Here is a 19,700-nt window from a genome sequence, read left to right on the forward strand (position 1 = left end):
CACGCTGCCCGGTTCGACTACGATTGCCTGAGAAAAACAACCGAAATAAGGGGAAACCCATGGATTCGAAGCCGCCTGCGCAGACCTACCGCGTCTCGGCCTACAACACCTCGAAACTGTCAGAGAACAAGATCCACGACGACACGGTGGCGCGGAAGTTCGGCTTTTCCGGCGGTCTCGTGCCCGGCGTCGATGTGATGGCCTACATGATGCATCTGCCGGTCGAGAAATGGGGCCGCGATTTCGTCGCGCGCGGCCTGATCGAGGCACGCTTCGTCAAGCCGGTCTATGACGGCGAGATCGCGGAATTGACCGGCCGGGAGACCGGCGATGGGCTCACGATTGAGCTCCACAGCCGCGGCGAGCTCTGCGCCACCGGCACCGCGTCGCTGCCGACGTCCGTGCCGACATTCGCGCTCGACGACTACAAGCAGGTCGCAGCGGTTGCCGAGCGCAAGCCGGTCAGCGCGTCGTCCTATGAAGAGGGCAAGTGGCTCGGCACCATCCCGCGCGACTGGTCCGGCGACGCCGCGAAGGACTATCTCGCCGATATCCGGGAGACCGACCCGATCTACCTGCGCGAAGGTCTCGGCCATCCCGGCCTGCTGCCGCGGGTGATGAACAAGGTCCTGGTCGACAATGCGATCCTCGGCCCCTGGATCCATGTCGGCACCCGCATGCAGCTGCTGTCGGCGGGCAAGATCGGCGACGAACTGACCGCGCGTGCCAAGGTGACCGGCAATTACGACAAGAAGGGCCACCGCTTCGTCGAGCTCGATGCGCTGGTGCTCGGCAACGGCAAGCCGCTCGCGCATTGCTGGCACATCGCGATTGTTCAACCGCGCGAACAGGCGGCGGCGTAGATGTCCATCACCATCGACTATTATCTGTCGCTGAACTCGCCCTGGACCTTCATGGGCAGCGCGCCGTTTGCCGAGATCGCGCGGCGCCATGGCGCAAGCGTCAACGTCAAGCCCTGCAAGTTCGGTCCGATCTTCGAGCAGACCGGTGGCCTGCCGCTGCCGAAACGCTCGCCGCAACGGCAGGCCTATCGGCTGGTGGAGCTGAGGCGCTGGCGCGAGGTGAGGGGCATTCCGCTCAACGTCGAGCCCAGGCATTTTCCCAGCGATGACCTTGCGGCGGTGCGCCTCGTCATTGCGGCCGCCCTGCAGGGCAAGGATGCGCACCGCCTGTCGCTGGAGTTCGGCCGCGCGATCTGGGAACGCGAGGAGGCGCTCGCCGACGCCGACGTGATGTCGGCCGCCGCGCAACGCGCCGGCCTGGACGCCGCGGGCCTGCGCGCGGGCGCCCCGTCGGATGCCGAGCTTGACCGGCTCTACGAGCAGAACACGCAGGACGCGCTGAAAGCCGGCGTGTTCGGCGCGCCGAGCTACGTGCTGCCGTCCGGCGAGATTTTTTGGGGGCAGGACCGGCTGGAGTTTCTGGAACGCGCGCTGAAGACGTTGGCGTGATTAGACCCGAGCGGGCGACGGCGTAGGGAAGGGGCAAGACCGCCCCGCATCAACAGGTGTGATACCCCGCGCATGCGGGTATCCAGTACGCTGCGGCCTCTCGGCTCAACAACTAATGTCTCTGGAATACTGGATCACCCGCTTTCGCGGGTGATCCAGTGGCGGGTGACGCTGGAGCAGCGCGCCCTTACGCCGCGTTCGCCTTGGCGTCCTGGATCGCGCGCCAGACGCGTTCCGGCGTCAGCGGCATGTTGATGTGCTTGATGCCGTACTCCGACAGCGCATCCACCACCGCGTTGACGATGCAGACGAGGCTGCCGGCGCAGCCGGCTTCGCCGCAGCCCTTGGTGCCGAGCGGGTTGGATTTCGCCGGCGAGGGGTGATCGCCGACCTGCATCGACGGCACGTCGCCGGCGCGCGGCAGTGCGTAGTCCATGAACGAGCCGGTGATCGGCTGGCCGGAGGCGTCATAACTGACTTCCTCCATCAGCGCCTGGCCGATGCCCTGCGCGACGCCGCCATGCAGTTGGCCGGCCACGATCATCGGATTGACCACGACGCCGAAATCATTGACCGCGGAATAGCGCACGATCCGCGTCACGCCGGTGTCGGGATCGATCTCGACTTCGGCGACGTGGCAGCCGTTCGGGAAGGTCGACGCCGTCTCCTTGGTGGCGTGATCGACGTCGAGCGTTTCAGGCGTGCCTTCCGGCATCTTGCTGTCGCGCATCCGCTCGGCGAGCTCCATGATGCCGATCGAGCGGTCGGTGCCGGCGATGGTGAAGCGGCCCTGGCCGAATTCGATGTCGGCCTCGGAGGCCTCCAGCATGTGCGCGGCGGCCTTCTTGCCCTTCTCGACGACGAGCGCGGAGGCCTCGACGATCGCCTGTCCGGTCGCGGTGATCGAGCGCGAGCCGCCGGTGCCGTTGCCGAACCGCACCAGATCGCTGTCGCCCTGTTCGAGCGTGATCTTCTCGAAGGGCACGCCGAGCTGGTCGGACAGCACCTGCGCGAAAGGCGTGGCGTGGCCCTGGCCGTAATCCAGCGTGCCGGTGGTGAGCTTCACCGATCCGTCGGGCTCGAAGCTGATCTTGCCGAGCTCGCCAGACGGCGGCGCGGTGACCTCGAGATAGGAGCCGACGGCGATGCCGCGCAGCTTGCCGCTCTTTTTGCTCTCCTTCTTGCGCCTGGCGAAGTTGTCGTAGTCGGAGATCTCCAGCGCCTTCTGGAACACGCCGGCGAAATCGCCGCTGTCATAGGTCACGCCGGAGGCGGCCGGGAACGGCAGCTGCGACGGCTTGATGAAATTGCGCTTGCGTAAGCTGAAGCGGTTGATGTCCATCTCGTCGGCGGCGGCATCGATCAGCCGCTCCATGTAGTAATTGGCCTCGGGGCGGCCGGCGCCGCGATAGGCGCCCATCAGCGTGGTGTTGGTCAGAACCGTCTTGATGTCGACGCCGAGCAGCGGCGTGCGGTAGACGCTGGCGAGGTTCTTGCCGGTGTTGAGCGACAGCGGGCCCGGCGCGACGCCGGTGATGTAGGCGCCGAGATTGCCGTAGCCGGACAGCCGTACCGCGAGGAACTTGCCGTCGGCGTCGAGCGCGAGCTCGGCATGGATCAACTGGGCACGGCCCTGGCTGTCGGACAGGAAGCTGGTCGAGCGCTCGTCCAGCCACTTCACGGGACGGCCGAGCTCGCGCGCCGCATGCGCGATGCAGGTGTATTCGGGGTAGTTGAGGTTCTTCATCCCGAACGAGCCGCCGACATTGCCGGTGAGGATGCGGACCTTGTCGGCGGGCACGTTGAGCAGGCGCGCCAGGATCGCCTTGTTGCCGGAGACGCCCTGGGTCGGCACCTGCAGTGTGAAGCGTTCGGTCTTCTTGTCGTAGTGTGCGAGCGCGACGCGCGGCTCCATCGAGACCACGGCAACGCGGGTGTTGACGATGTCGAGTTTTGTGACGTGCGCCGCCGCGGCGAACGCCGCCTCGATCTTGTCGGTGTCGCCATAGTGGTAGTCGAGCGCGACGTTGTTCGGGATGTTGTCATAGAGCTGCGGCGCGCCGGGCTTGGCGGCTTCGGCCGCGTCGGTCACGGCGGGCAGCGGCTCGATGTCGACCTCGACGGCCTCGGCCGCGTCGCGCGCCTGCGCCGCGGTCTCCGCGACCACGAAGGCCACGGGATCGCCGACGAACCGCACCTTGTCGGTGACGAGCGCCGGGCGGTTGGTCTGCAGCAGCGGCGAGCCGTCGCGGTTCTTCAGCGGCAGGCCGCAGGTGAAGGGCTTGTAGCCCGCGGCGGCGAGGTCGGCGCCGGTCCAGACCCCGAGCACGCCCGGCATCGCCCGGGCTGCCGCTGTATCGATCCCCTTGATGATTCCGTGGGCATGGGAGGAGCGGACCATCCAGCACACGGCCTGGCCGGGCAGGGAGAAGTCGTCGGTGTATTTGCCCTTGCCGCGCACCAGGGTGTCGTCCTCCTTTCGTCGAACAGGCTGTCCGACACCGTATTTTTGCAGTGCGATAGCGTTTTCGAGGGAGGCGGGCGGCGTGTGATCTTGCATTGGAAAATGACCTGAAATGCCCGGATTTGTTGGCGTTTGGGGCGCTGAGGAGATAACGCACACCCTCCTTAACGACAACGCCCGATTGGACATGGACCCAATGTGAACGGAGTTTGCGCAGCGCTTTGACGCTGCTAAAGTTTCCGTGAACGACAATTATTCGGCGGGCCCCAAGGATCGCCCTGGGTTCTGCGGAAAGACAGTTTTGATGAATGACGAAGTGCGGCTTTGCGACGGCCTTCCGGCCGGCGAAGCCTCGTCAGGATTGGCAGCGGTAGCCGCGGAAAGTGGCGTCTACGCCGCGCTCGATCTTGGCACCAACAATTGCCGGCTGTTGATCGCCTGTCCCACCGGCGATGGGTTCCGTGTTGTCGATTCCTTCTCGCGGATCATCCGGCTCGGCGAGGGCATCGCCGCGACCGGCTCGATCAGCGAGGCGGCGATCGAGCGGGCGATTGCCGCGCTTGCCATTTGCAGCGACAAGATCCGCTATCGCAAGGCCCGCCGGCTGCGGCTGATCGCCACCGAGGCCTGCCGCGCCGCCGGCAACGCCGAAAGCTTTCGCGCGCGCGTCGCGGCGGAGACCGGCATCGAGCTCGAGGTGATCGATCGCGAGACCGAGGCGACGCTCGCCGTGATCGGCTGCTCGCCGCTGCTCGATCCGAAGGGGCGGGGCGCCATCCTGTTCGACATCGGCGGCGGCTCGACCGAGCTGGTGCGGATCGAGCGCGATCCCAACGCGCCCGATGCATCGCCGCGCATCAAGGCGTGGATGTCGATTCCGCTCGGCGTCGTGACGCTGGCCGAACATTTCGGCGGCAGGAACGTCACCAGGGACATGTATGCGCAGATGATCGACGAGGTCGCGCGGCACGTCGCGCCGTTCGCGGCCGAGCATGGCAGGGATCTGCGCGACATGCACATGCTCGGCACGTCCGGCACCGTCACCACGCTCGCCGGCGTGTTCCTCAATCTTTCGCGCTACGACCGCCGCCGCATCGACGGCATCTGGATGAACGATTGCGACGTCACCGCGACGATCCAGAAGCTGCTCGGCATGAGCTATGAGGCGCGCGTCAGCAACAACTGCATCAGCGTCGAGCGCGCCGACCTGGTGCTCGCCGGCTGCGCGATCCTCGACGCGATCCGCAACGCGTTCCCGATGCCGCGGCTGCGGGTGGCCGATCGCGGCCTGCGCGAGGGCATGCTGGTCGAGATGATGCGCGAGGACGGCGCGCTGCGGGCGTGCTAGAGCTTCCCCGGTCCGGGGCTGCATCCTTCGAGACGCGGCTTGCGCCGCTCCTCAGGATGAGGTTTGCCAGACCCTCATGGTGAGGAGCGCGGCAAGGCCGCGCGTCTCGAACCATGGGGCCGAGATGTTCCAATCTGGCAAGTGTTGATATGGCGAAAGACACCACCGGGCGGCTGCACGTCACGGTCAAGAGCGGCGGCAAGCGAAAACTGTCGTCCAAACTCTGGCTCGAGCGCCAGCTTAACGATCCCTATGTCGCCAAGGCCAAGGCGATGGGCTACCGCTCGCGCGCGGCCTTCAAGCTGCTCGAGATCGACGACAAATATCGCTTGCTCAAGCCGGGCATGACGGTGGTCGATCTCGGCGCCGCGCCCGGCGGCTGGAGCCAGATCGCGGCCAAGCGCACCGGTGCCGCCGACGGCAAGGGCAAGGTGGTCGCGATCGACCTCCTTGAAATGGGCGAGATCCCCGGCGTCACCTTCGCGCAGCTCGACTTCCTCGACCATGACGCGCCCGAGAAGCTGATCGCGATGATGGGTGGCCGCGCCGACATCGTGATGTCCGACATGGCAGCCAACACCACCGGCCATCGCAAGACCGATCAACTGCGCATCATCGGCCTGGTCGAGACCGCCGCGCATTTTGCCGGCGAGGTGCTCAATCCCGGTGGCACGTTTCTGGCAAAAGTGTTCCAGAGCGGCGCCGACGCCGAGCTGGTCGGGCAGCTGAAGCGCGATTTCGCCACCGTTCGCCACGTCAAGCCGGCCGCGAGCCGGCAGGACTCGTCGGAGCGGTACGTGCTGGCGACGGGGTTTCGCGGGCAGCAGCCGTCATTGCGAGGAGCGTAGCGACGAAGCAATCCATCGCTCCGCATATGCGGCTGGATGGATTGCTTCGCTCCGCTCGCAATGACGGGGAAAGAGCCGAGTAACGCCCCTTGTAAGTTCCTATGCCGCTGTTTCCGACGCTCTCGGGTGCGATCCGGCGCGCTGCGGCAGGACCAGCACGCAGGCGATGATGAAGATCGCGAGAACCGCCGACGCGATCGGGCGGCTCAGCGCGAGACCGCCATCGCTGACCGGCTTGTCGAGGAAGTCGCCGACGGTCGCGCCCAGCGGCCGCGACAGGATGAAGGCCAGCCAGAACAGCGTCACGCGCGACATCGAGGTCCAGTAATACGCCGCCGCGATCGCGGCCAGCGCGGCGCCGAACACCAGCGCGCCCCCCTCGTAGCCGAGCCCGGAGTCGGCGATCCAGTCGCCGAGCGCGGTGCCGAGCGTCTGCGAGAACGTGATCGCGGTCCAATAGAACGCCTCGACTTTGGGGCTGCTCACGGTGTTGACGGAGATCGAGCCGAGCGACCAGGACCAGAGCCCGAGCGTGAGCAGCAGCAGGCCAAGCAGCAGCGTCGATCCACCGGCGTAGCCGATGCCGAGCGAGCGATCGGCGAAATCGGCCATGGTGGTGCCGAACGTCGTCGACGCGACGATCGTCGCCCAATACAGCACCGGCTGAAACGCCTTTGCGGCGATCTGCGCCGCGACGAGTGCCACCAGCACGAACAGGAACAGCATGGTCCCGGCCAGGTAACCCCAGTTTAGCGTCATCGTGACGGTGTCGCCGCCGGTCTCGCCGAGCGTGGTCGCGGCGATCTTGATGGTCCAGAACACCAAGCGTGACCTCGGGAACCTTGCTCCTGGTGTATTCGATGGAGTTCATCGGGCGGCTCTCTGCGGGGGAGGGACATGCCGCTCTACCCCGCAAAGCGGGCGCGGTTTCGGCGCTGCAGTCAACAATGCTTGAGCCGCCCGGCGCAGTCTGTTCGTTGCGGATCTCAGCCTGACGCGATAGCAGAATTTGCGTAACAAGCGGCGCAAGGCGCACATTTCAACGCGATCGGTAGGAACCTCGCAGGGGGGCCGGAGTCGAATCCCTGCTCCCGGCGCCCGAGCCCCCCAAGCCCCACCGGGAGAAAACCCCCACTGGGTTGGCGGCCTTGGTGCAGCAGCGTTTTGCGCACTGGGGCCGTTTGTTGGAGTAAGGGCTGGCAAACCGAGGCTTCCAGGCGCATATTTCGGCAATGGCGACCATTGTTCAATGCAATTGCGGCGCCGAGTACAGACGCACCGAAGAGAAGTTCTTGGTGCCGCATACGGGTGACGCGATCTGCACGGTGTGCGGAGCTGCGCTGGAATCCTGGCTGGAAGCGACCCACGTTCCCACATACGAACTTGTTGAACGTCCGGATCGAGGACAGACAACCGGAATGACCAGGCACCCTTAGGGGCTTGGCCGTGACCGGACGGCGCGCTTATATCGTGCCTCGCGAACAGCTCGTTCGATCGGCTACCCCAGCCGCTGATCCCTCGCGTTCTGGGTGTCCTCGGTTGCGACCTTGACGGCTTCGGCAGCGCGGCGTTTCTCGGCGCCCTTGCGGCTCGAGATGTCGATCGCCTTGCGGCCGGCGATCTCGTTGCCGGCGTCGGCCGGCATCTGCCAGAAGAACCAGGCCGACGCCGCCGAGATCAGCGAGACCACGATGAAGGCGGGCGCGAACACGTCGGCGGAGAGCTCGGTCTGGTGATGCAGCGCCAGCGTGGTCTCGACGGAGAACGCGCCGACCGCGACGCCCGCGGACACCGCGAGCTGCTGGTTGACGCTGACGAGGGTGGTGGCGCGACTCATCTGCGGCGGCTCGACCTCCGCATAAGCGACCGTATTGATCGCGGTGAATTGCAGCGAGCGGAAGAAGCCGCCGACCACCAGGATGGTGAAAATCAGCATCAGCGGCGTCGAGATCGTGAACAGGGCGCAGGCGGCGAGGAAGGCCGAGCTGACCACCGCGTTGACGGTCATCATGTTGCGGAAGCCGAACGCCTTGATGATGCGCGCCGCCAGCGTCTTCATGCCCATGGCGCCGACCGCCGACGCAAAGGTGACGAGACCGGACTGGAACGGCGACAGGCCGAAGCCGACCTGCATCAACAGCGGTAGCAGGAACGGCAGCGCGCCGATGCCGAGTCGGAACATGAAGCCGCCGACGATCGAGGCGCGCATGGTCGGCAGCCGCAGCAGCGTAAAATCCAGCACTGGTGATCCGGTGCGCCGCGCATGCAGCACGTAGAGCGTCATCGAGATCGAGCCGACCCCGACCAGGGCGGCGACGATCGGCCATGGCAGCAGATTGAGGCCCGCGACCGACAGCCCGAAGGCGATGCCGGCGAGGCCGATGCCGGCCAGCACCAGCCCCATCAGATCGAACCGTTCAGGGTCTTCGCTCTTGATCGGATCGATGTACTTCAGCGCCAGGAAGATGCCGAGCAGTCCGATCGGGATGTTGATCAGGAAGATCCAGTGCCAGGAGAAATAGGTGGTGATGAAGCCGCCGAGCGGCGGCCCGATCACCGGGCCTATCAGCGCAGGGACCGTCACCCAGGCCATCGCGTTGACCAGCGCGCTCTTGTCGACCGAGCGCAGCAGCACCAGCCGCCCGACCGGCGTCATCATCGCCCCGCCTAGGCCCTGCAGGATGCGGGCGAACACGAAATCGGTCACCGAGCCCGACAGCGCGCAGCCGATCGAGCCCAGCATGAATACGGCAACCGCGCCGGCAAACACGATGCGGGCGCCGAAGCGGTCCGCGGTCCAGCCACTGGCCGGGATGAACACCGCCAGCGACAGCAGGTACGAGGTGATCGCGAGCTTCAGCGTCAGGGGACTGGTGCCGATATCGGCAGCGATCGCCGGCAGCGAGGTCGCGATCACCGTGGAATCCATGTTTTCCATGAACAGGGCGGTGGCCACGATGAGCGGGATCAGGCGTTGTTTGTTCATCAAAATGGGACGGCTGTGCTGAAAAGGCGGGCGAGGGGGCCATATCATTCTGCCCTCGGCCACGCTATTGCGGAACCGGCCAAACGCCCTAAATCCTGCGTGACGCTGGTATGCATCCGCCAGCGCTTGAGCCCTGTTCCGACAGGGTCGGAATGGGGCTCTGGATTCATGTTTTGATGCGTTTTTCTTCACGCGAACCGGTAACCACTTCGCTCGAAAACACTTTGGAAGGCGCGCCGTGATCTACGTTCTTGCCGCTCTGCTGCCGCCGATCGGGCTGCTCCTGAACGGACAGCCGTTTTCGGCCATCTTCAATCTGGTCCTGATCGTGTTCTGCGCGATTTTGGGCCTGTTTTTCCATGTGTTGCTCTTGGTGCCGTCGGCCCATGCGGTCATCGCCGTCCACATGAAGCGAGAGGACCGGCGCCACCGCGAAATGGTCGAGGCGATCCGCCGCTACGGGCCGCCGCAGGGGTATCGGTAGACGGGCTACCGGGCCCCTTAAAAAGCCTGTGCATGGCTGGCAAACACTTTGATTCGTCATGCCGCCATGCTATCGACCAGCGTCAACCCCACCGATGGGCGCCGATTCGACGGTGACGCAGCGAGCGTCGCCGCAGGCGGCGTTCATCCGTAAGACCATCGCGGCTGGACCGCAGATAAGGAGTTGGCAATGGCCACGGGAATTCCGGCTATCCGCGAAGCCTTCACGTTCGACGATGTGCTTCTGAAGCCCGGTCTGTCTGACGTCCTTCCCTCGGAAGTCGATATCCGGTCGCGTGTCACCCGCGCGATCTCGCTCAATATCCCGATCATGGCGTCCGCGATGGACACCGTCACCGAGGCGCGCATGGCGATCGCGATGGCGCAGGCCGGCGGCCTTGGCGTCATCCACCGCAACTTCGATCCCGACGGCCAGGCCGCGCAGGTGCGGCAGGTGAAGAAGTTCGAATCCGGCATGGTGGTCAATCCGCTGACCATCGGCCCTGACGCCACGCTGGCCGATGCGCTGACCTTGATGAAGGAAAACGGCATCTCCGGCATTCCGGTCGTCACCGGTAGCGCCAAGAACGTGCCGGGCAAGCTGGTCGGCATCCTGACCAACCGCGACGTGCGCTTCGCCAGCGATCCCCGGCAGAAGGTCTCGGAGCTGATGACACACGAGAACCTCGTCACGGTGCGCGAGGGCGTCAGCCAGGACGAGGCGAAGCGGATGCTGCACAAGCATCGCATCGAGAAGCTCTTGGTCGTCGACGACCAGTATCGCTGCGTCGGCCTGATCACCGTAAAGGACATCGAGAAGGCGGTGGCGCATCCGCTCGCCTGCAAGGACGAGCACGGCCGGCTCCGAGTCGCCGCCGCCACCACGGTCGGCGAAACCGGCTACGAGCGCACCGAGCGGCTGATCGACGCCGGCGTCGACGTCGTCGTGGTCGATACCGCGCACGGTCACTCGCGCCATGTGCTCAATGCCGTCAACCGCATCAAGCGGCTCTCCAACGCCGTGCAGGTCGTGGCCGGCAATATCGCGACCGAAGGTGGCGCGAAGGCCCTGATCGATGCCGGCGCCGATTGCATCAAGGTCGGCATCGGCCCGGGCTCGATCTGCACCACGCGCATCGTGGCGGGCGTCGGCGTGCCGCAGCTCACCGCGATCATGGATGCGGTCGCGGCCGCGAAGAAGGCCGACGTGCCCGTGATCGCCGACGGCGGCATCAAATATTCCGGTGACCTCGCCAAGGCGCTCGCCGCCGGCGCCGACATCGCGATGGTCGGCTCGTTGCTTGCCGGCACCGACGAGACGCCCGGCGAAGTCTTCCTGTGGCAGGGCCGCTCCTACAAGGCCTATCGCGGCATGGGCTCGGTCGGCGCAATGGCGCGCGGCTCGGCCGACCGCTACTTCCAGCAGGACATCAAGGATACGCTGAAGCTCGTGCCAGAAGGCATCGAGGGCCAGGTGCCCTACAAGGGCCCGGTCGGCAACGTCATGCACCAGCTCGCCGGCGGCCTCCGCGCCGCGATGGGCTATGTCGGCGCGAAGGACATCAAGGATTTCCACGACAAGGCCGAGTTCGTCCGCATCACCGGCGCCGGCCTGCGCGAGAGCCACGTCCACGACGTCACGATCACGCGCGAAGCACCGAACTATCCGGGCGGGGGATAAGCACCGAACGTTGTCGTTCCGGGATGGTGCGCAGCACTGGACCCGGAATCTCGCGGCTCCGCGCGCTGCCCGCGCCTTGCCGCTTGGCCCCAAGCTGAAGCTGACGGGTTGTCTGCGGACATGACAACCTTGACCGGAAAGCCTCGGGAGCGCATTTTGCGCTCGATATGGTCAGGCTTCCCCCGGCGCGCGCCGAAACCACCGAAGCTTTCCTGTTGCAATCCGGCCCGGAGCTTGCTGCGCTCTGCACGGAATGCGGCGCCTGCTTCAACGCCTGCCCGATGGTCGACTACATCGATTTGCGCGGCGCTGATCCCAACATCGTCACCGGTGGATTGCGCCGGCTGGCGAGCGGTGAGGCAGCTCCCGACGAAACGGTGGCCTGGGTCGGGGCCTGCACCAAGAGCGGCCAGTGCGTCGATGCCTGCCCGCAAAAGGCTGCGGGGCTTGATGCCATGCTGCTGATCCGGATCGCCAAGCAACGCGCGATCAACGAAACGCGACAGCTGCGGGCCAAGCAGGATCCCTCGTATTTCCCGCGTATCAAGACCTTCGCACGCCTCCAGCTCAGCGACGAGGAGCTCGAGAAATGGCTGTAAGCGACAATCGCGTCACGTTCTGGTTCGGCTGCAACATGCTGCGCCACGCCGAAATGATCCGCCTGTCCATCATGCTGCTGGAGCGTGCAGGGTACGATGTCAGCGCCGCCGGAGGCCCGGCCTACTGCTGCGGCACCGCCCACGACCATCAACCGCATGCGGCGAGCAACATGGCGGGACGGACCGTCGGCCGCTTCAATGACGCCGCCGCAAAGGATGGTCGCGGCACTGTGGTGACCTGGTGTCCCTCGTGCCACATGCACATGTCCGACATCATGGCGCCGGGCAACGCGGTTGCGTTCGATATTACGCACATTTCCGAATTGCTGGCCGCATCGATCGATCGGCTGGCGCCGCTTTTGACCATGCCGGTGCCGCGCCGCGTGCTGCTGCACCGGCATCTCGGTTTCTCGACCCATGTGCCGATCAACGATCGCATTGCCGGCATCTTGTCGCGAATACCGGGGCTCGAACTGATCGAAGGACCCGCAGTTCCCGGCCACATGTGCAGCGGCATTGCTGCCGTGCCAGGCGCGCTGAAGGTGGTGATGGGCGAGACCTGGTCGGCGGCGATCGCAAATCGTGCCGACATCGTGTGCACGATCTTTCATCCATGCCATCGCGAATTCGCAGCGCTCGACGGTCGCGACAACATCAGGGTCAGGAACTGGGTTCAGCTCGTTGCCGAAGCAATGGGGATCGAAGCCAGCGACGCCTATGTTGGCTGGCGCAATGGCGCCGCGCCCGATATCGCGGCCATCGAACGTGCCGAGCCGTCGCGCTATCAGGCGCTGATTGAACCTGAACTGCGCGCCCCGCCGGTGCCTGTGGCCTCCGCGGGCGTGGCGGAGTGATGCGCCGGCCCGTCAGCGTGCGAACTGGCTGATGTCATCATCCGCACCGGAATGACGGCATTCCGGGGACGCGGCCGTGTCGGCATGACGGACATCATTTCAAACAAAATTTCAAACAAGCGCGACGCGAAAGAGCAAATCCATCTCCCTTGCGGGGAGGCGGATTGCATGACTACGTGTGCGCCACGAAACCAACGAGCTGAGGAAGCCCCATGTCCCAAGGAAAGCGCATCGTTCTTGCTTCACGCCCGGCACGGCGAGCCCACGCCGGCCAATTTCAGGCTCGAGGATTACACGCCGCCGACACCGGGCGCGGGCGAGGTGCTGCTCCGCACCATCTGGCTGTCGCTCGATCCCTATATGCGCGGCCGCATGGCCGACGGTCCGTCCTACGCCGCGCCGGTGCCGGTCGGCGGCGTGATGGAAGGCGGCACGGTGAGCGAGGTGATCGCTTCCAACAATCCCGGCTTTGCCAAGGGCGATATCGTGCTGTCGCGGGCGGGCTGGCAGACGCATGTGCTGTCGGACGGCAAGGGGCTCGCCAAGATCGATCCGAAGATCGCGCCGATCTCGACCGCGGTCGGCGTGCTCGGCATGCCCGGCATGACCGCCTATACCGGTCTGCTCGAGATCGGCAAGCCGCAGGCGGGTGAGACCGTGGTGGTCGCGGCCGCGTCCGGCGCGGTCGGCTCGGCGGTCGGCCAGATCGCCAAGATCAAGGGCGCACGCGCGATCGGCATCGCCGGCGGCAAGGACAAGTGCGCCTACGTCAAGAACGAGCTCGGCTTCGACGAGTGCCTCGACCATCGTGATCCCAATCTTGCCGCCAAGCTGAAGGAGGCCTGCCCGAAGGGGATCGACGTCTATTTCGAGAATGTCGGCGGGGCGGTGTTCGATGCGGTGTTTCCGCTGCTCAACGCGTTCGCGCGCATCCCGGTCTGCGGCCTGATCGCGCACTACAACGACACCGAAGCGCACGCGCCGAAATGGGCCGGCGCGATGATGCGCAACATCCTGACCAAGCGGCTGACCTTCCGCGGCTTCATCGTCAGCGACTTCGCCGCGATGCATGGCGACTTCCTCCGCGACATGTCGCAGTGGGTGCGTGAGGGCAAGGTCAAGTACAAGGAGTTCGTGACCGAGGGGCTGGACAGCGCGCCGGAGGCCTTCATGGGCCTGCTCAAGGGCGCCAATTTCGGCAAGCAACTGGTCCGGGTCGGGCCGGACAAGGTTTGACGAAGGGGCTTTCCAGCTCCCATTCCGCGCAACAAAGTATCAAAAACGCCACAATGGTGGGCTTTTGGGGGCTTTTCGGCCCCCATTTGCTTGACGGGGACCCGGAGTACTTGATTCAATATGGCTATATTTCAGGTGTAGCCATGATTTTTGAAGCTATTGTTGTCGGGGTCATTATCCTCGCCGTCGGCTATTGGGCCACGATGTTCGTCATGGGCCGCCGTGACGACGTCTTGCATGGAAGGTTCGTCGAGGAGCAGCCGGAGACAAAGCCGGTGCGCTTCATGCCGCATGTGCCTCGTGTCCGGCGGCCCGCGCCGGCAGCGCCGCAGCCGAACAAGGACTAGTTGCAGGCGCTGCTCACCGTCATCAAGCGGGACCTGCACGACGCGGCGCGGAGCTGACGTCGCTCAGGCCGCGGGCTGCGTGCCGAGCAGCATGTCCAGGTCGACATCGACCTGGCCCTTCGCCCTGACGTGGCGGACCTCGAAACTGTCGGGCTGGAAGCGGTACTCGACGAGACCAACTTCCTTGATGCCGATCACGTCCTGCCGCGCGTCCGAGATGACGAAGCCGGCCGATGGCGCCCAGATGTGCCGGACATTCTCGAACGTGTAGTCGCGGCGCTGGTGCACATGGCCGCTGCCGACCAGGCGCCAATCGACCTTGCCGAACATCTCGATCAGGCGGCGCCGCGCCGGTTGCGGCACGAAGCGGATCGCGGTCTCGACGCGCTCGGCATCATAGGGCACGTCGAGATAGAGCGGCTTGTGCAGGAACAGCGCGACCGGTCTGCCGACGGCCTTGTCGAGCGCGCCGGCCAGCCAGTCGAACTGCTCGGCCTCGCTGTCGAGGCCGGTGTTCATGATCAGCGAATTCAGCCCGATGAAGCACCAGCCCGCGGCGTCGAAATGCCAGCGGTCCTCGCCGAGCACCGAGGTGAAGGCGCTACGCGTCTCTTCGGTCGGCAGTTGTGAAGGCGCGGGGCCGACCGCGGTCGGATTGTCGCCGATGTCGTGATTGCCGGGCAGACAGAGGCAATCGACCGGCAGCGCGTTGTGCAGCTCTTTGGCAAACACCATGTCCTCACGGCTGGTCGGGCCGTCGAACGAGACGTCGCCGGAATTGAGCACGAGATCGGGACGCGTCGCGTCGACGTGCTCGCTGACACGATGAAAATTGTCGATCAGCGGCTTGAAGCGGCGCGCGAGATGCGTGTCGGAGATTTGCGTCAGGCGAAACTGGGGCATTGCATCGATCCTTTCGACCGGAGCATAGGTCGCCGCGAAGTCGGAACGATGACGATCTCGATGTCTTATTCGCTGCTCTGTTTGATGCGTTGTTTGAAGTCTTGTTTGGGTTGGCGCGCTGGCGAGCGCTAGATCGACAGTTGCTTCATCCAGGGTGACAGCCGGGCAGGCGGACGCCGGCCGAGCAGCCCCGTGTTGGGCAGCTCGATTCCCGTTGCGGCTGGCGGCGCATTGAGGCCCAGATAGGCGAGCGCGTCGTGCCTGACGTCGTAGATGGCAAAGCCGAGCAGGCCGAGCACCAGCGTCGTCGCAAGCCCGTGCTTGACGATGTCGCGCGTCGAGCGATAGCCGCTGCGGAAATAGGCCGAAAGCAGGATCGCGACCAGCAGCGCCGCGGCGACGCCGGCGAGCCCCGACATCACCAGCGCGAGCCCGCCATCCGCCGAATCGTCGAACCACCCGGTGCCGGGATCGATCGCATTCAGCAGGGGCGCGAGGAGATCGCCGAAAGCCCCGGCCGCCTGGGCCGCGCCGTCGAGGATCGGGGTGATGAAGCTCATCGCGTCATCCATGAGGGCGGAAACCGCCATTGGTCCTGGGAGTTGGTCATCCGGGCTCGTATGGTGGTTCAACGGGCTATCGCGGAGCTTCATTGTGTTGGGCGGCCGCGGCGGCTAAGAGGGCGGCAGTCCGCCTGTACAAAATCGCGCCCGCGGCTGAGGGAGATTTTTTGTGTCGGTTCAAATGGTTCTGTTGCCGGTCTTCATCCAGATTGGGCTCACCTTCGCGCTGTTGTTCGCGATGGCGACGGCACGTACGAAGACGCTGACGAGCGGTGAGACCAGGATGGCCGATATCGCGCTGCGCGAGCCGAACTGGCCGGCCGGCGCCACCAAGCTCGGCAATTGCTTTGCCAACCAGTTCGAACTGCCGGTGCTGTTCTATGTCCTGATCGCCATTGCGCTGCCGCTGCGCCGTGCCGATCTGTTCATCGTGCTGATGTCCTGGGTGTTCGTGGTCACGCGGTTTGCCCATGCCGGCGTGTTCGTCACCTCCAACGACGTGCGGCCGCGCTCGCTCGCCTGGTTCGCCGGCGTGCTGGTGCTGGCGGCGATGTGGCTGTATTTCGCGCTCAGACTGCTGCTTTTGATCTGATGCGCCCAACCGAAAGAGATCTATGACCCCCGCTGCCCGGCTCTCCGCCGCGATCGAGCTGATCGCCACCATCGACGCACAGCGCATTCCCGCGGCGAAAGCGCTGAAGGAATGGGGCACTGCGCACCGCTATGCCGGTTCCGGCGATCGCGCCGCGATCTCCGGCCTGATCTGGGACGTGCTGCGCCGGCAATCCTCCGCGGCCTATTTGATGGACGATTCCAGCGCCCGCGCGCGCGTGCTCGGCATGCTCAAGCTCGAACGCGGCATGGATATCCCGACCATCTCGGCGATGTGCGACGGCGGCCGGTTCGCGCCGGAGCCGCTGACCGCGGCCGAGGAGGCCGCGCTGGCCTCGCGCACGCTCGAGGATGCGCCGGCGCATGTCGCGGGCGACTATCCGGATTGGCTCGACCCGTATCTGGCAAAAGTGTTCGGCGACGACCGCGCGGCGGAAGCGACCGCGATGGCGAGCCGCGCGCCGCTCGATCTGCGCGTCAACACGCTGCGCGGCAAGCGCGAGAAGGTGCTGCCGCGACTGTCGCATCTCGGCGCCAGGGAGACGCCGTGGTCGCCGCTCGGCCTGCGTATCGAGCTCGGCGCCGACGCGCGCAATCCCGGCATCCATGCCGAGGAGGACTTCATCAAGGGCGCGATCGAGGTTCAGGACGAGGGCTCGCAGCTCGCCGCGCTGTTCTCGGCGGCCAAGCCGGGCGAGCAGGTGATCGACCTCTGCGCCGGCGCTGGCGGCAAGACGCTGGCGATCGCCGCGATGATGCAAGGCAAGGGTCGGCTGATCGCGACCGACAGCGACAAGCGCCAGCTTGCGCCGATCCATGAGCGGCTGTCGCGCGCCGGCGTGCACAATTGCGACGTGCGCACGCCGCGCGGCGAGGAGGAGGTGCTGTCCGACATCAAGGCGTCCGCCGACCTCGTGCTGATCGACGCGCCGTGCACCGGCACCGGCACCTGGCGGCGCAATCCCGACGCCAAATGGCGGATGCGCCCCGGCGCGCTCGAGGTGCGGCTGAAAGACCAGGCCGAGGTGCTGGAGCGCGCGGCGCCGATGGTGAAGGGCGGCGGCCGCATCGCCTACATCACCTGCTCGGTGCTGCCCGAGGAGAACGGCGAGCAGGTCAGGGCCTTCATCGCGCGGCATCCGGAATTTTCGGTGCAGCCGCCGGAACAGACCGCATCGGTGCTGTGGGACAAGGCAGAGCAATTTGCCGAGGCCGCGCTGCTGTCAGCGGAGGGCCTGCTGATGACGCCGCGCCGCACCGGCACGGACGGGTTTTACGTCGCGGTGCTGAAGAAGGCGTGACGCTTTCTCCGCCGTCATTGCGAGGAGCGAAGCGACGAAGCAATCCATGGTTCCGCATATGCGGTGCGATGGATTGCTTCGCTTCGCTCGCAATGACGGGGTGAGTATCCTACGCTTGGGAGCACGCTCCCACAGGCATCGGCGTCCTGCTCACCGCGATCACCCAGAACAGCAGGGCGACGGCGCTGATCGCGGCTCCCAGCACGCAGACGCCGAACCAGCCGGCCGCCGCATAGGCCATCGTCGAAGCGATCGCGCCGAACCCGCTGCCGATCGAATAGAACACCATGTAGCCGCCGACCAGCCGGCTCGCGGCCTCGGGGCGCGCGGCGACGATCAGGCTCTGGTTGGTGACGTGGATCGCCTGCACCGCGAAGTCGATCATCAGCACGCCGGCCAGCACCAGCCACAGAGACGTATTGAGGCACGCGATCGGCACCCAGCCGGCGAGCATCAAGAGCAGCGACAATCCGGTGGTGCGCTGGCCCCAGCCGCGATCGGCGAGCTGGCCGGAATTGCGCGCGGCCAGCGCGCCGGCAAGGCCCGCGATCCCGAGCATGCCGATCGTGGTGTGCGACAGCGACAGCGGCGGTGCGGCGAGCGGCAGCACCACCGAGCTCCAGAACACGCTGAAGCTTGCGAAGATCAGGAGCGCGAACACCGCGCGCTCGCGCAACACCTGTTCCTCGACGAACAGCGCGACCGTCGAGCGCAGCAGCTTTGCGTAGGATGATCCGGCCATCGGCTGCGGCGCATGCCGCGGCAGCGCGCGTGCGAGCAGCGCCGCCAGCACCAATGTCAGCGCGGCCGACGTGAGGTAGACCACGCGCCAGCCGCCGAGATCGGCGAGCGCGCCGGCGGCAAAGCGTGCCAGCAGGATGCCCGACACCACGCCGCTGGTGACGGTGCCGATGGTGCGGCCGCGGTCGGCTGGTGCAGCCAGCGTCGCGGCATAGGCGACCAGCACCTGGATCACGACCGCAAGCAGCCCGACCAACACCATGCCGGCGAGCAGCACCGCGGCATTCGGCGCGGTGCCGACGATGGTGAGCGCGATCGCCGACAGCACGGTCTGGCCGACGATCAGCCTGCGACGGTCCCAGAGATCGCCGAGCGGCACGATCAGCACAAGGCCGAAGGCGTAGCCGATTTGCGTGAGCGTCACGACAGCGCCGATCACAGCGGGCGCGATGGCGAGATCCTGCGCCATGGTGTCGAGCAGCGGCTGCGCGAAATAGATGTTGGCGACGCTGAGCCCGCAGGCGACGGCGAACAGCAGCACCACAGCGGGTGACAGCGCGTCCGCCGTCGTGGCGCCGTGCCTGTCGTCCGCGTTGCCGTCGTCCTTGGCCGGCCGGGCCTTCGTCGTGGTCTGGTTCGTCATTACGCCTCCGCTGCATTCACAATCTAGTCTTATGATGAGACCAGTTGCGCGAGAGGCTGTCTAGTCCTATTTTAAGACCAGTTCGGAATCGTGATCGAGGCGGAGACTGCGAATGAAGCGGACCGGTTTCGCTAAGGCGGAATGCCCGGTGGCGCGCGCACTGGATGCGATCGGCGACTGGTGGTCGCTCCTGATCGTGCGCGACGCGTTCGACGGCCTGCGCCGGTTCGGCGACTTCCAGAAGAATCTCGGCATCGCCAAGGGCATGCTGACGACGCGGCTGCGCACCCTGGTCGAACTGGGCGTGCTCGAGCAGGTCGCAGCGTCCGACGGCAGCGCCTATCACGACTATGTGCTGACGAAGCGGGGGCGCGACCTGTTCCCGGTCGTGGTTTCCTTGCGGCAATGGGGCGAGGCGCATCTCTTTGCCCGCGGCGAGCCGCATTCGGTGCTGCTCGACCGGGCCGGGCAGGCGGTCGGCCAACTCGTGCTGCCGTCGAAGAGCGGCAAGCCGCTGGGCTGGGCGGAGACGAAGGTGAGGAAGGTGGCGGCGAAGCGGCGGTGAGTGTGTGCCCCACGCACAGACGTCATCCTGAGGTGCGAGCACTTGCGAGCCTCG

At 65.9% G+C, this 19,700-nt stretch carries 17 protein-coding genes and 2 pseudogenes; 13 read left to right on the top strand and 6 right to left on the bottom strand.

Features of this window, described 5'->3' with window-relative positions:
• Positions 1-59: 59 nt before the first annotated feature.
• Positions 60-863 (top strand): hypothetical protein, encoded by an 804-nt coding sequence (locus ACVILL_RS29510; RefSeq protein ID WP_456732268.1) that lies wholly within the window; start codon positions 60-62, stop codon positions 861-863.
• Positions 864-1,472 (top strand): DsbA family protein, encoded by a 609-nt coding sequence (locus ACVILL_RS29515; protein ID WP_456732269.1) that lies wholly within the window; start codon positions 864-866, stop codon positions 1,470-1,472.
• A 187-nt stretch (positions 1,473-1,659) separates the two neighbouring features.
• Here the strand turns inward: ACVILL_RS29515 and ACVILL_RS29520 are convergent, their stop codons facing one another.
• Positions 1,660-4,032 (bottom strand): xanthine dehydrogenase family protein molybdopterin-binding subunit, encoded by a 2,373-nt coding sequence (locus ACVILL_RS29520; RefSeq protein ID WP_456732270.1) that lies wholly within the window; start codon positions 4,030-4,032, stop codon positions 1,660-1,662.
• A gap of 208 nt (positions 4,033-4,240) precedes the next feature.
• Between ACVILL_RS29520 and ACVILL_RS29525 the strand changes: the two genes are divergently transcribed.
• Both ACVILL_RS29525 and ACVILL_RS29530 read left to right on the top strand, forming a co-directional pair.
• The gene (locus ACVILL_RS29525) at positions 4,241-5,284 is read left to right on the top strand and encodes a Ppx/GppA phosphatase family protein (RefSeq protein WP_456732271.1); all 1,044 of its coding nucleotides are present in this window, start codon (positions 4,241-4,243) and stop codon (positions 5,282-5,284) included.
• A gap of 149 nt (positions 5,285-5,433) precedes the next feature.
• Complete coding sequence (locus tag ACVILL_RS29530; RefSeq protein ID WP_456732272.1) at positions 5,434-6,132, top strand: RlmE family RNA methyltransferase; 699 nt, start codon at positions 5,434-5,436, stop codon at positions 6,130-6,132.
• A 99-nt stretch (positions 6,133-6,231) separates the two neighbouring features.
• On the opposite strand, the pseudogene ACVILL_RS29535 reads toward ACVILL_RS29530, so the two are convergent.
• Positions 6,232-7,003 (bottom strand): annotated as a pseudogene (locus ACVILL_RS29535) (COG4705 family protein).
• Positions 7,004-7,630: 627 nt separating this feature from the next.
• The gene (locus tag ACVILL_RS29540) at positions 7,631-9,118 is read right to left on the bottom strand and encodes a DHA2 family efflux MFS transporter permease subunit (RefSeq protein WP_456732273.1); all 1,488 of its coding nucleotides are present in this window, start codon (positions 9,116-9,118) and stop codon (positions 7,631-7,633) included.
• 238 nt (positions 9,119-9,356) lie between these two features.
• On the opposite strand from ACVILL_RS29540, the gene ACVILL_RS29545 reads away from it, so the two are divergent.
• The 6 genes and pseudogenes from ACVILL_RS29545 to ACVILL_RS29570 all read left to right on the top strand — a co-directional run bounded on the left by ACVILL_RS29545 (position 9,357) and on the right by ACVILL_RS29570 (position 14,318).
• Entirely contained in the window at positions 9,357-9,602 is a 246-nt protein-coding gene (locus ACVILL_RS29545) for a hypothetical protein (protein WP_456732274.1), read from the top strand.
• Between the two features lie 189 nt (positions 9,603-9,791).
• On the top strand, positions 9,792-11,282 hold the full coding sequence (gene guaB / locus ACVILL_RS29550) for an IMP dehydrogenase (RefSeq protein ID WP_456732275.1): 1,491 nt from the start codon (positions 9,792-9,794) through the stop codon (positions 11,280-11,282).
• Between the two features lie 167 nt (positions 11,283-11,449).
• The gene (locus ACVILL_RS29555; RefSeq protein WP_456732276.1) at positions 11,450-11,881 is read left to right on the top strand and encodes a 4Fe-4S dicluster domain-containing protein; all 432 of its coding nucleotides are present in this window, start codon (positions 11,450-11,452) and stop codon (positions 11,879-11,881) included.
• A complete protein-coding gene (locus tag ACVILL_RS29560; protein ID WP_456732277.1) occupies positions 11,872-12,735 on the top strand; it encodes a heterodisulfide reductase-related iron-sulfur binding cluster in 864 nt (287 codons plus the stop codon). Before ACVILL_RS29555 ends, ACVILL_RS29560 begins: the two co-directional genes overlap by 10 nt.
• 212 nt (positions 12,736-12,947) lie before the next feature.
• Positions 12,948-13,971, top strand: a pseudogene (locus tag ACVILL_RS29565) (NADP-dependent oxidoreductase).
• Positions 13,968-14,318, top strand: coding sequence for a hypothetical protein (locus tag ACVILL_RS29570; protein WP_456732278.1), 351 nt, complete (start codon positions 13,968-13,970; stop codon positions 14,316-14,318). Before ACVILL_RS29565 ends, ACVILL_RS29570 begins: the two are co-directional and overlap by 4 nt.
• 63 nt (positions 14,319-14,381) lie before the next feature.
• Here ACVILL_RS29570 and ACVILL_RS29575 read toward each other — a convergent pair whose 3' ends face one another.
• Positions 14,382-15,221 (bottom strand): metallophosphoesterase family protein, encoded by an 840-nt coding sequence (locus ACVILL_RS29575; RefSeq protein ID WP_456732279.1) that lies wholly within the window; start codon positions 15,219-15,221, stop codon positions 14,382-14,384.
• Positions 15,222-15,349: 128 nt separating this feature from the next.
• Positions 15,350-15,781, bottom strand: a complete 432-nt coding sequence (locus ACVILL_RS29580; protein ID WP_456732280.1) for a hypothetical protein — start codon at positions 15,779-15,781, stop codon at positions 15,350-15,352.
• Between the two features lie 172 nt (positions 15,782-15,953).
• Between ACVILL_RS29580 and ACVILL_RS29585 the strand changes: the two genes are divergently transcribed.
• Both ACVILL_RS29585 and ACVILL_RS29590 read left to right on the top strand, forming a co-directional pair.
• Positions 15,954-16,376, top strand: a complete 423-nt coding sequence (locus ACVILL_RS29585) for an MAPEG family protein (protein ID WP_456732281.1) — start codon at positions 15,954-15,956, stop codon at positions 16,374-16,376.
• A gap of 22 nt (positions 16,377-16,398) precedes the next feature.
• On the top strand, positions 16,399-17,697 hold the full coding sequence (locus ACVILL_RS29590; protein WP_456732282.1) for an RsmB/NOP family class I SAM-dependent RNA methyltransferase: 1,299 nt from the start codon (positions 16,399-16,401) through the stop codon (positions 17,695-17,697).
• A gap of 109 nt (positions 17,698-17,806) precedes the next feature.
• Here the strand turns inward: ACVILL_RS29590 and ACVILL_RS29595 are convergent, their stop codons facing one another.
• Positions 17,807-19,081: an MFS transporter gene (locus tag ACVILL_RS29595; RefSeq protein WP_456732283.1), complete on the bottom strand. Its 1,275-nt coding sequence runs from the start codon at positions 19,079-19,081 to the stop codon at positions 17,807-17,809.
• Between the two features lie 112 nt (positions 19,082-19,193).
• On the opposite strand from ACVILL_RS29595, the gene ACVILL_RS29600 reads away from it, so the two are divergent.
• Positions 19,194-19,646 (top strand): winged helix-turn-helix transcriptional regulator, encoded by a 453-nt coding sequence (locus tag ACVILL_RS29600; protein WP_456732284.1) that lies wholly within the window; start codon positions 19,194-19,196, stop codon positions 19,644-19,646.
• Positions 19,647-19,700 lie beyond the last annotated feature (54 nt).

The sequence above is a fragment of the Bradyrhizobium sp. USDA 3364 genome (assembly GCF_054056355.1).

What these genes read in the sequence shown, in the direction of transcription:
- ACVILL_RS29510 (WP_456732268.1), top strand. Translation starts at nt 60, where the DNA reads ATGGATTCGAAGCCGCCTGCGCAGACCTACCGCGTCTCGGCCTACAAC.
- ACVILL_RS29515 (WP_456732269.1), top strand. Translation starts at nt 864, where the DNA reads ATGTCCATCACCATCGACTATTATCTGTCGCTGAACTCGCCCTGGACC.
- ACVILL_RS29520 (WP_456732270.1), bottom strand. Translation starts at nt 4,032, where the DNA reads ATGCAAGATCACACGCCGCCCGCCTCCCTCGAAAACGCTATCGCACTG.
- ACVILL_RS29525 (WP_456732271.1), top strand. Translation starts at nt 4,241, where the DNA reads ATGAATGACGAAGTGCGGCTTTGCGACGGCCTTCCGGCCGGCGAAGCC.
- ACVILL_RS29530 (WP_456732272.1), top strand. Translation starts at nt 5,434, where the DNA reads ATGGCGAAAGACACCACCGGGCGGCTGCACGTCACGGTCAAGAGCGGC.
- ACVILL_RS29540 (WP_456732273.1), bottom strand. Translation starts at nt 9,118, where the DNA reads ATGAACAAACAACGCCTGATCCCGCTCATCGTGGCCACCGCCCTGTTC.
- guaB (WP_456732275.1), top strand. Translation starts at nt 9,792, where the DNA reads ATGGCCACGGGAATTCCGGCTATCCGCGAAGCCTTCACGTTCGACGAT.
- ACVILL_RS29555 (WP_456732276.1), top strand. Translation starts at nt 11,450, where the DNA reads ATGGTCAGGCTTCCCCCGGCGCGCGCCGAAACCACCGAAGCTTTCCTG.
- ACVILL_RS29560 (WP_456732277.1), top strand. Translation starts at nt 11,872, where the DNA reads ATGGCTGTAAGCGACAATCGCGTCACGTTCTGGTTCGGCTGCAACATG.
- ACVILL_RS29575 (WP_456732279.1), bottom strand. Translation starts at nt 15,221, where the DNA reads ATGCCCCAGTTTCGCCTGACGCAAATCTCCGACACGCATCTCGCGCGC.
- ACVILL_RS29580 (WP_456732280.1), bottom strand. Translation starts at nt 15,781, where the DNA reads ATGAGCTTCATCACCCCGATCCTCGACGGCGCGGCCCAGGCGGCCGGG.
- ACVILL_RS29590 (WP_456732282.1), top strand. Translation starts at nt 16,399, where the DNA reads ATGACCCCCGCTGCCCGGCTCTCCGCCGCGATCGAGCTGATCGCCACC.
- ACVILL_RS29595 (WP_456732283.1), bottom strand. Translation starts at nt 19,081, where the DNA reads ATGACGAACCAGACCACGACGAAGGCCCGGCCGGCCAAGGACGACGGC.
- ACVILL_RS29600 (WP_456732284.1), top strand. Translation starts at nt 19,194, where the DNA reads ATGAAGCGGACCGGTTTCGCTAAGGCGGAATGCCCGGTGGCGCGCGCA.